Source organism: Saccharothrix hoggarensis (genome assembly GCF_042678885.1).
In the GTDB taxonomy this organism is placed as follows: domain Bacteria; phylum Actinomycetota; class Actinomycetes; order Mycobacteriales; family Pseudonocardiaceae; genus Actinosynnema; species Actinosynnema hoggarensis.
Genome location: NZ_JBHTLK010000261.1, coordinates 1 through 9,057, shown reverse-complemented (window position 1 = coordinate 9,057; position 9,057 = coordinate 1). Strand labels below are relative to the sequence as shown.

At 72.8% G+C, this 9,057-nt stretch carries 8 protein-coding genes; 2 read left to right on the top strand and 6 right to left on the bottom strand.

Annotated features, from left to right (window positions below; translation table 11 throughout):
- The 6 genes from ACFQ3T_RS31375 to argS form a co-directional block, all read right to left on the bottom strand.
- Positions 1-520: Rho termination factor N-terminal domain-containing protein (locus tag ACFQ3T_RS31375; RefSeq protein WP_380728859.1), on the bottom strand; the 520-nt coding region annotated here is incomplete at its 3' end.
- A gap of 343 nt (positions 521-863) precedes the next feature.
- On the bottom strand, positions 864-1,754 hold the full coding sequence (thrB, locus tag ACFQ3T_RS31370; protein WP_380728857.1) for a homoserine kinase: 891 nt from the start codon (positions 1,752-1,754) through the stop codon (positions 864-866).
- Entirely contained in the window at positions 1,751-2,854 is a 1,104-nt protein-coding gene (thrC, locus tag ACFQ3T_RS31365; RefSeq protein ID WP_380728855.1) for a threonine synthase, read from the bottom strand. Before thrC ends, thrB begins: the two co-directional genes overlap by 4 nt.
- Positions 2,854-4,188, bottom strand: a complete 1,335-nt coding sequence (locus tag ACFQ3T_RS31360; protein WP_380728853.1) for a homoserine dehydrogenase — start codon at positions 4,186-4,188, stop codon at positions 2,854-2,856. Before ACFQ3T_RS31360 ends, thrC begins: the two co-directional genes overlap by 1 nt.
- Positions 4,185-5,609, bottom strand: coding sequence for a diaminopimelate decarboxylase (lysA, locus tag ACFQ3T_RS31355; RefSeq protein ID WP_380728851.1), 1,425 nt, complete (start codon positions 5,607-5,609; stop codon positions 4,185-4,187). The genes ACFQ3T_RS31360 and lysA overlap by 4 nt, the downstream gene beginning before the upstream one ends.
- The gene (gene argS / locus ACFQ3T_RS31350) at positions 5,609-7,258 is read right to left on the bottom strand and encodes an arginine--tRNA ligase (protein ID WP_380728849.1); all 1,650 of its coding nucleotides are present in this window, start codon (positions 7,256-7,258) and stop codon (positions 5,609-5,611) included. Before argS ends, lysA begins: the two co-directional genes overlap by 1 nt.
- Positions 7,259-7,428: 170 nt before the next feature.
- Here argS and ACFQ3T_RS31345 point away from each other — a divergent pair, with 170 nt between their 5' ends.
- Complete coding sequence (locus ACFQ3T_RS31345; protein WP_380728847.1) at positions 7,429-8,253, top strand: DUF3105 domain-containing protein; 825 nt, start codon at positions 7,429-7,431, stop codon at positions 8,251-8,253.
- 4 nt (positions 8,254-8,257) lie between these two features.
- A complete protein-coding gene (locus ACFQ3T_RS31340) occupies positions 8,258-8,932 on the top strand; it encodes a DUF305 domain-containing protein (RefSeq protein WP_380728844.1) in 675 nt (224 codons plus the stop codon).
- The last annotated feature ends 125 nt before the right edge of the window (positions 8,933-9,057 follow it).

Sequence of the window (9,057 nt, the reverse complement as noted above, 5' to 3'; positions counted from 1 at the left end):
GCGCCGCCTGCTGACCGTCGGCGGCGGGCGCCTCGGGGCTGCCCGCCGGGCGGTTCGACGACCGACGACGGCGGTTGCCACGCCGGCCACCCTCCTCCTCCGAGGAGGACGGCTGGGCGGGCCGCTCGGCCACGTCGAGCTGCTGCTGGGTCGGCTTCTCCACCGGGGCAGGCGCCTCGGCCGCACGCGCGGGCGCCTTCTCGGCGACCGCCTTGGGCGCGTCGGCCTTCTTCTCGGTCTTGGGCGGCGTCGCGGCACTGCCCCGACCGGAGGTGCCGCCCTGACGCTCCTTGATGGCCGCGATCAGGTCGCCCTTGCGGAGGCCGGCGGTGCCGGTGATACCCAGCTGACTGGCGAGTTCACGGAGTTCGGCCAGCACCATTCCAGAGAGGCCCGCGCGCTTGCGCGGCGTGGCGCTGCCGTTCGAAGGGGTGGTCAGAGCGTTCTCCTCGGCTCCGGAACTGGCAGCGGGGTTGGGAGCAGCAGGAGCTTGGCTGCTCAGTACATCGGTGTTGGTCACACATGTCCTTCCTGACCGGAGCGCGCCTCCTACGCGATCCAGCGGACCTGCCGTCCGACGGAATGCGGTGCGGCAGTTTCGTCCCGGTTCAGGCGGACCTCGGACGGCGCGGAACGCGCACGAAAGCGGAGTCCTCCGGTACGGGACTTCGGTCACACGGCGAGCGGGTGCCTTCCAGCGTCGACCCCGTCCATACGGCACAGGGCCAAGTCGCTGGAGAAATGCGATCCGGAACGAACGTCCGGGCACCACACCGGCGCCCGTGCGCGCGGTGACTGATGGCCCCGAGGGTAGACGCCGGTACCGCCGGGTGCAACAACCGGGGCCTGGCGCGTCGCATCACTCAACCGAGTGGCGCAACCCGGACCCCGCCCAGGTCGACCGGCGTGCGCCGCACCTCGAACCCCGTCAGGTCCGGACCGGGCGGCAGCTCGCCGGACGCCGGCAGGGCCAGGACCGTCGGCCCCGCACCGGACACCGCGGCGGGCACGCCCGCCTCCCGCAGCGACCGCACCAGGCGCGTCGTCGCAGGCCAGGCGGGTTCCCGGTACGGCTCGTGCAGCCGGTCGTCCAGCGCGTCGAGGAGCCGCGACGGGTCCGCCGAGAGCGCGTGCACGGCCAGCGCGGCCCGGCTCACGGCGAACGCCGCGTCCTCGTGCGGCACCTTCGACGGCAGCAGCCCGCGGGTCGTCTTGGTGGACGACTCGACTGCCGGGACGAGCACGACCGGGCTCACGCCGGGGTGCGGCTCCACACGCACTGCGTGGAATCGGTCACCGTGCGTCCACGCGATCGCGACGCCGCCGAACATGCTCGCCGCGGCGTTGTCGGCGTGGCCCTCGAACTCCGCGGCGAGTTGCAACGCGCTCGTGTCCAACTCGCGACCGGCCAGGGCGAACGCCGCCGCGACACCCGCCACGACGGCCGCCGCCGACGACCCGAGGCCGCGGGCGTGCGGGATCGCGTTGCGGCAGGTCAGCCGCAGCCCCGGCACGTCCAGCCCGACCAGCTCGGACGCCGCCCGGAACGCCCGCACGACCAGGTGCGACCCGTCCGTCGGCACGTCCGCGGAGCCCTCGCCCGACACCTCGACCGCCAGTCCGCCGCCGGTGACGGCGAACTCGACCTCGTCGTGGACGCCCAGCGCCATGCCGAGCGCGTCGAACCCCGAGCCGAGGTTCGCCGTGGAACCGGGCACGGTGACGCGCACACCGGTCGCGGGCACGGCCGTCACGCCAGCTCCAGCGCGGTCGCGACGGCGCCGGGGTCCACCGGCACCGGCTCGACCTCGGCCATGCCGAGCAGCGCGGTGTCGGGGTCCTTCAGGCCGTGGCCGGTGACCGTGCAGACGACCAGCGAGCCCTTCGGCAACCGCCCGTCCGCCGCGGTGGCCAGCAGGCCCGCCACGCTCGTCGCGGACGCGGGCTCGACGAAGATGCCCTCGGTCGAGGCCAGCAGCCGGTAGGCCTCCAGGATCTTCTCGTCCGTCACGGCCTCGAACAGGCCGCCGGACTCCTCCTTGGCGGCCACCGCGCCGGTCCACGACGCGGGGCTGCCCACCCGGATGGCGGTCGCGATGGTCTCCGGGTTCGCCACCGGCGCGCCCAGCACCAGCGGCGCGGACCCCGCGGCCTGGAAGCCGAACATGCGCGGCGTCGACGACGTCACGCCGTCGTGGTGGTAGTCGGAGTACCCGCGCCAGTACGCGGTGATGTTGCCCGCGTTGCCCACCGGCAGGCAGTGGACGTCCGGCGCGCGGCCGAGCACGTCGCAGATCTCCCACGCGGCGGTCTTCTGGCCGATCAGGCGCACCGGGTTCACGGAGTTGACCAGCGTGATCGGGTACTCGATCGACGTCTTGGAGGCCAGCTCGAGGCAGTCGTCGAAGTTGCCGTCGATCTGCAGGATGCGCGCGCCGTGCGCGACCGCCTGGGCCAGCTTGCCCAGCGCGATCTTGCCGCGCGGCACGAGGACCGCGGCGGCCATCCCGGCCTTCGCCGCGTACGCCGCCGCGCTCGCCGACGTGTTGCCGGTCGACGCGCAGATCACGCCCCGGATGCCGCTGGCCAGCGCGTGCGTCATGGCCACGGTCATGCCGCGGTCCTTGAACGAGCCGGTCGGGTTCGCGCCCTCGACCTTGATGTAGACCTCGCAGCCGGTCACCTCCGACAGGTGCCGGGCGGCCACCAGCGGCGTGCCGCCTTCGTGGAGGGTGACGACCTCGGCGCCCGCGGGGAGCTGGATCCGGTCCGCGTAGGCGTGGATGATGCCCGGCCACCCCGGCCGCGCGCTCGTTGGGTTCTCGGCACCGCCGAGGGCTGCTTGGGCCACCATCACTCTTCGCCTTCCACCCGCATCACGCTGACCACTTCCCGAACCACGGGCAGCCCGCCGATTTTGTCCACGGTCGACCGCAGTGCCGCGTCGGTCGCGGCGTGGGTGACGATCACCAGGCTGGCGTCGTCGACCCGACCCTCCTGCCGCACCGCCGCGATGCTCACGTCGTGCTCCGCGAACACCGCCGCGACCTGCGACAACACGCCCGCCCGGTCGGCGACGTCGAGGCTGATGTGATAACGCGTGGGCGTCTGGCCCATCGGCCGCACGGGCAGGCCCGCGTACGCCGACTCACGCGGCCCGCGCCCGCTGTGCACCCGGTTGCGGGCCACCGCGACGAGGTCGCCGAGCACCGCGCTGGCGGTCGGGGCGCCGCCCGCGCCCTGGCCGTAGAACATCATCTCGCCGGCGGCGTCGGCCTCCACGAAGACCGCGTTGAACGCGCCGTGCACGCTCGCCAGCGGGTGCGACCTGGGGATCATCGCCGGGTGCACGCGCACCGAGATGCCCTCGGACGCGCCCGAGCCGTCGCCGGCGTCGACGGACACCCGCTCGCAGATCGCGAGGAGCTTCACGATGCGGCCGAGGCCCTTGGCGGCGGCGATGTCGGCGGCGCTGACCGCCGCGATGCCCTCGCGGTGCACGTCGGCGGCCGTGACCCGGCTGTGGAACGCGAGCGACGCGAGGATCGCGGCCTTGGACGCGGCGTCGAAGCCGTCGACGTCGGCCGTCGGGTCCGCCTCCGCGTACCCGAGGCGGGTCGCCTCCTCCAGCGTCTCGGCGTAGCTCGCGCCGGTGGAGTCCATGCCGGAGAGGATGAAGTTGGTGGTGCCGTTGACGATCCCCATCACCCGGGTGATGCGGTCGCCGGCGAGGGATTCGCGCAGCGGGCGCAGCAGCGGGATCGCGCCCGCGACGGCCGCCTCGAAGTACAGGTCCGCGCCCGAGGCGTCGGACGCCTCGAAGAGGTCGGCCGAGTGCTCGGCGAGCAGCGCCTTGTTGGCCGTGACCACGGACTTGCCCGAGCGCAGCGCGGTGAGCAGCAGCGACCGGGCCGGCTCGATGCCGCCGATGACCTCGACGACGACGTCCACGTCGTCCGAGGCCACGAGCGCCTCCGCGTCGGTCGTCAGCAGCTCGGCCGGCACCTCGCGGTGCTTGTTCGGCCGGCGGACGGCGATGCCCGCCAGCTCGACCGGGGCGCCGATCCGCGCCGTGAGGTCGGGCGCCTGGTCGGTGAGCAGCCGGACCACCTCGGTGCCGACCGTGCCGCAGCCCAGCAACGCGACCTTGATCGGTTTGCGGTGCGCATGGCTAGACACTTTTCTCATACCTCCAGGCGGAACAGGTCTTCCTCGGTCTCCCGGCGCAGCAGCAACCGGGCCTGGCCGTCCACGACCGCGGCGAGCGCGGGCCGGGGAAGTCGGTTGTAGCCGCTGGCCATCGAGTAGCAGTACGCCCCGGTCGCGGCGACCGCGATCAGGTCGCCGGGGGCGAGGTCGTCGGGCAGCCAGCAGTCGCGCACGACCACGTCACCGGACTCGCAGTGCTTGCCCACGACGCGGCACAGGACGGCCTTCGCGTCCGGCGCGGCGGCGCGCGACACGACCTTGCAGTCGTACACCGCGTCGTAGAGCGCGGTGCGGATGTTGTCGCTCATGCCGCCGTCGACGCTCACGTACCGGCGGATCGCGCCGGCGTCGAGCTCGACGTCCTTGATGGTGCCGACCTCGTACAGCGTCACCGTGCCGGGGCCGACGATGGCGCGGCCCGGCTCGACCGCGATCTTCGGCACGGGCAGGCCGGCGTGCTCGCACTCCTTGGAGACGATGTTGCGCAGCTGCCTGGCCAGCTCGGCGGGCGGCGGCGGGTCGTCGTCCGGCGTGTAGGCGATGCCGAGGCCGCCGCCGAGGTCGACCGTGGTCACGTGGTCGAGGATGCCGTCGCCGTGCTCGTCGCGCAGGTCCGCCAGCAGGCCGATGACGCGGCGCGCGGCGACCTCGAAGCCGCTGGCGTCGAAGATCTGCGAGCCGATGTGGCTGTGCAGGCCGATGAGCCGCAGCCCGTCGGACTTCAGCACCCGCCGCGCCGCCTCGGCCGCGTCGCCCGAGGACAGCGAGAAGCCGAACTTCTGGTCCTCGTGAGCGGTGGCGATGAACTCGTGCGTGTGCGCCTCGACGCCGACCGTCACCCGGATCATGACCGGCTGGACCCGGCCGCGTTCGCGCGCGACCTGGTCGAGCCGGGCGATCTCGTAGAACGAGTCGAGCACGACCGCGCCGACGCCGACCTCGACGGCCTTGGTCAGCTCGGCCACGGACTTGTTGTTGCCGTGCAGCGCGATCCGCTCCGGCGGGAACTCCGCGCGCAGCGCGACGGCCAGCTCGCCGCCGCTGGCCACGTCGATGCTCAGGCCCTCCTCGGCGACCCAGCGGGCCACCGCGACGGACAGGAACGCCTTCGACGCGTAGTGGACCGCGGTCGGGTCGCCGAACGCGGCGGCGTGCTCCCGGCAGCGGGAGCGGAAGTCGGCCTCGTCCATCACGAACAGCGGGGTGCCGTGCTCCTGGGCGAGCTGCCGCACGTCGACGCCGGCGAAGCGCACCGCGCCGTCGTCGCCGCGCTCGGCGTTGCGCGGCCACACCTGCGGGTGCAGCGAGTCCAGGTCGGCGGCCGTCGCCGGGCGGTTGCCCGCCGTGTTGGACGGCACCATGACGTCGGCGTGCCGGGGACCGGCGGGGTGGGCGCGCATCACATTCGCTCCGGAGCGGTCACGCCCAGCAGTGCCAGGCCGTTGGCGAACACTTGGCGGGTCGCCGCGCACAGCTGCAAGCGGGCCCGCTGCACCTCGGTCACCTCGTCGTCGCCGCGCGGCAGCACGCGGCACTCCGGTGTGTCGTAGAACCGGTGCAGGGTGCCGGCCAGCTCTTCGAGGTACCGGGCGACGCGGTGCGGTTCCCGCAGCTCACCGGCCGTGGCGACGACGCGCGGGAACTCGCCGATGGTGCGGATCAGGTCGCCCTCGCGGTCGTGCCGCAGCAGCCCGTACGACTCGTTCGGCGTCATGCCGAGGTCGGCCGCGTTGCGGAGCACGGAAGAGATCCGCGAGTGCGCGTACTGGACGTAGTAGACGGGGTTGTCGTTGCTGCGCTTGCGCAGCAGGTCGAGGTCGATGTCCAGGGACGAGTCGACCGAGGAGCGGGACATCGCGTACCGGGCCGCGTCCACGCCGACCGCGTCCACCAGGTCCTGCATGGTGATCACGGTGCCCGCGCGCTTGCTCATCCGGACCGGCTTGCCCTCGCTGACCAGGTTCACCATCTGGCCGATCAGCACCTCGACCGACGCCGGGTCGTCGCCGAGCGCCGACGCGGCGGCCTTCAGCCTGCCGATGTAGCCGTGGTGGTCCGCGCCCAGCATGTAGATGCACAGGTCGAAGCCGCGCGACCGCTTGTCGACCAGGTAGGCGATGTCGCCCGCGATGTAGGCCGGGTCGCCGTCGCTCTTGATGACCACGCGGTCCTTGTCGTCGCCGAACTCGGTGGACCGCAGCCACCAGGCGCCGTTGTCGAAGTACAGCGCGCCGGAGCCCTTCAGCTGGTCGACGGCCTTGGCGACGGCGCCGGACTCGTGCAGCGAGTTCTCGTGGAAGTAGACGTCGAAGTCCGTGCCGAAGTCGTGGAGGTCCTTCTTGATCTCCTCGAACATCAGGGTCACGCCGATGCGGCGGAACACCTCGTGGCTGTCCTCGGCGGCGAGCGCGCCCGGCTCCTGCCGCAGCACCTCGGCGGCGATGTCGCTGATGTAGCCGCCCGCGTAGCCGTCCTCGGGCGCGGGCTCGCCCTTCGCGGCGGCGATCAGGGACCGGACGAACCGGTCGATCTGCGCGCCCGCGTCGTTGAAGTAGTACTCCCGGGTGACCTCGCCGCCGTTGGCCTCCAGGATGCGGCCGAGCGCGTCGCCGACCGCCGCCCAGCGCGTGCCGCCCAGGTGGATGGGGCCGGTCGGGTTCGCCGAGACGAACTCCAGGTTGATCCGGACGCCGGCGAGCCGGTCGCCGCGCCCGTAGGCCGCGCCGGCCTCCAGCACGTCGCGCACGATCTCGCCCTGCGCGTCCGCGGCGAGCCGCAGGTTCAGGAAGCCGGGGCCCGCGACCTCGACCGCGGAGATGGACTCGGCGCCGGTCAGCGCGTCGGCGAGCCAGCCGGCCAGGTCGCGGGACGGCACGCCGACCTTCTTGGCGGTCTGGAGGGCGAGGTTGGTGGCGTAGTCGCCGTGCTCGGGGTTGCGGGGGCGCTCGACGGTGACCGCTGTGGGCAGGGCGGCGGGATCGAGGCCGCGGGAGGTCAGCACGTCCACGGCCGTCGCGCGGACCAGTTCAGCGAGCGCAGCGGGAGTCACCCGGCAAGTCTAGGGAAGCGTTCCCGCTGGTCTCCGGCGGGATGCGCGTCTCGCGAAGTGGGATTGACAACTGTTGACGACCACCCGCCGTGACGGCCGGTTGACGGTGATCAGACATCGTATCCCTACACTGGCTCGCGGCATGGGCGTATGACGAGACTGAGGCGGACATGACCAGCGGCAAGAAGACGAAGGCCGCGCGCTCCAGCGTTGCGGCGGCGCGCTCCTCGGTGGTGGCCAAGAAGCCGAAGCCATGGGGGACCATCATCGCGGTGGTCGCCGTGCTGGCACTCGCCGGCGGCGTGTTCGGCTACGCGTTCAACCAGATCTCGGAGCAGAACGCCAAGGAGGCGGCCCTCGCCAAGTGGAACCCGTCCGAGGAGAACAAGGACCCCTCGGACCAGATCCAGGGCGTGGTGAAGAAGGAGTACGAGCAGGGCAAGCACGTGCAGCCCACGCAGCGCGTCGCCTACGACTTCTCGCCCCCGTTCGGCGGCCCGCACGACGGCGCCTGGGCCGCGTGCACCGGCGTCGTCTACCAGACGGCCGTCCGCACCGAGAACATGGTCCACTCGCTGGAGCACGGCGCCGTGTGGATCGCCTACAACCCGGACCGGATCACGGGTGACGCGCTGGCGAAGCTGCAGGCCAAGGCCGACGGCCAGCAGTTCACGATGATCTCCCCGTACCCCGGGCTGGACAAGCCGATCTCGCTGCAGGCGTGGGGCCACCAGCTGAAGGTGGAGAGCGCGGACGACGAGCGCATCGACCAGTTCATCCAGGCCCTCCGGCGCAACCAGTACACGTACCCGGAGATCGGCGCGACGTGCGACTCGAACACGTTCGACGTGACGAACCCGCCGCCGTTCGTGGCGGAGGCCCCGGGCCCCGACGCGGTGCCGATGGACGGTGGCACGGCGGACGGCACGGAGGCCGGCGGCGAGCAGCCCCCGGCCTCGGACGCGCCGGCGCCGACCCAGCCGAGCGGGAGCTGATTCGTTGACCGAGCCCGAGCAGCGCGCGGTCACCGCGACGCGCGCCGTCGTGGTGGCGGTCGCCGTGGTCGCCGTGCTGCTGCTCGGCGCCGCGGTCGGCCTGCTGATCAAGCTGCCGGGGGCGGACACCTCGTCCACCCCGGCGGCTGACTCGGTCGACGTGGGCTTCGCGCAGGACATGGCCGTGCACCACCTGCAGGGCGTCACCATGGCCAACGAGGCGCGGAACCGGACCGCCGATCCGGCGATCCGGCAGCTGGCGTTCGACATCCAGTCCACCCAGTTGGAGCAGGTGGGCCGGATGAAGGGGTGGCTGACCCTCTGGGGCCACCCCGAGCAGTCGGTGGACGGCACCCACATGAAGTGGATGAGCGCGTCCTCGCACGCCCACGGCGCCTCGGCGGCCGCCGGCGTCACCGGCCTCATGCCCGGCATGGCGACGTCGGCCGAGCTGGCCAAGCTGCGCGCCCTGACCGGCGTCGACTTCGACGTGTACTTCCTCCAGCTGATGCTGCGGCACCACCAGGGCGGCGCCCCGATGGCCGAGTACGGCGCCGCGCACGCGGGCCAACCGGTAGTCCGCACCCTCGCCGACAACATGCTGAAGTCGCAGAAGTCCGAGGGCGAGTACATGAAGCAACTGCTGACCGAACGCGGCGCCGCTCCCCTGACCAGCTAACCCTCCCGCACCGCCCTCCACCCCCAGCACGGCCCCACCACGCCGCGCCCGCCTCGCACCCCGGCACCGCCCCACGCGCCGCCCTTCCGCCGCCCGGCACCGCCCCACCACGCCGCCCACGCGCC

What these genes read in the sequence shown, in the direction of transcription:
- lysA (WP_380728851.1), bottom strand. Translation starts at nt 5,609, where the DNA reads ATGCGCGCCCACCCCGCCGGTCCCCGGCACGCCGACGTCATGGTGCCG.
- ACFQ3T_RS31345 (WP_380728847.1), top strand. Translation starts at nt 7,429, where the DNA reads ATGACCAGCGGCAAGAAGACGAAGGCCGCGCGCTCCAGCGTTGCGGCG.
- thrC (WP_380728855.1), bottom strand. Translation starts at nt 2,854, where the DNA reads ATGGTGGCCCAAGCAGCCCTCGGCGGTGCCGAGAACCCAACGAGCGCG.
- ACFQ3T_RS31360 (WP_380728853.1), bottom strand. Translation starts at nt 4,188, where the DNA reads ATGAGAAAAGTGTCTAGCCATGCGCACCGCAAACCGATCAAGGTCGCG.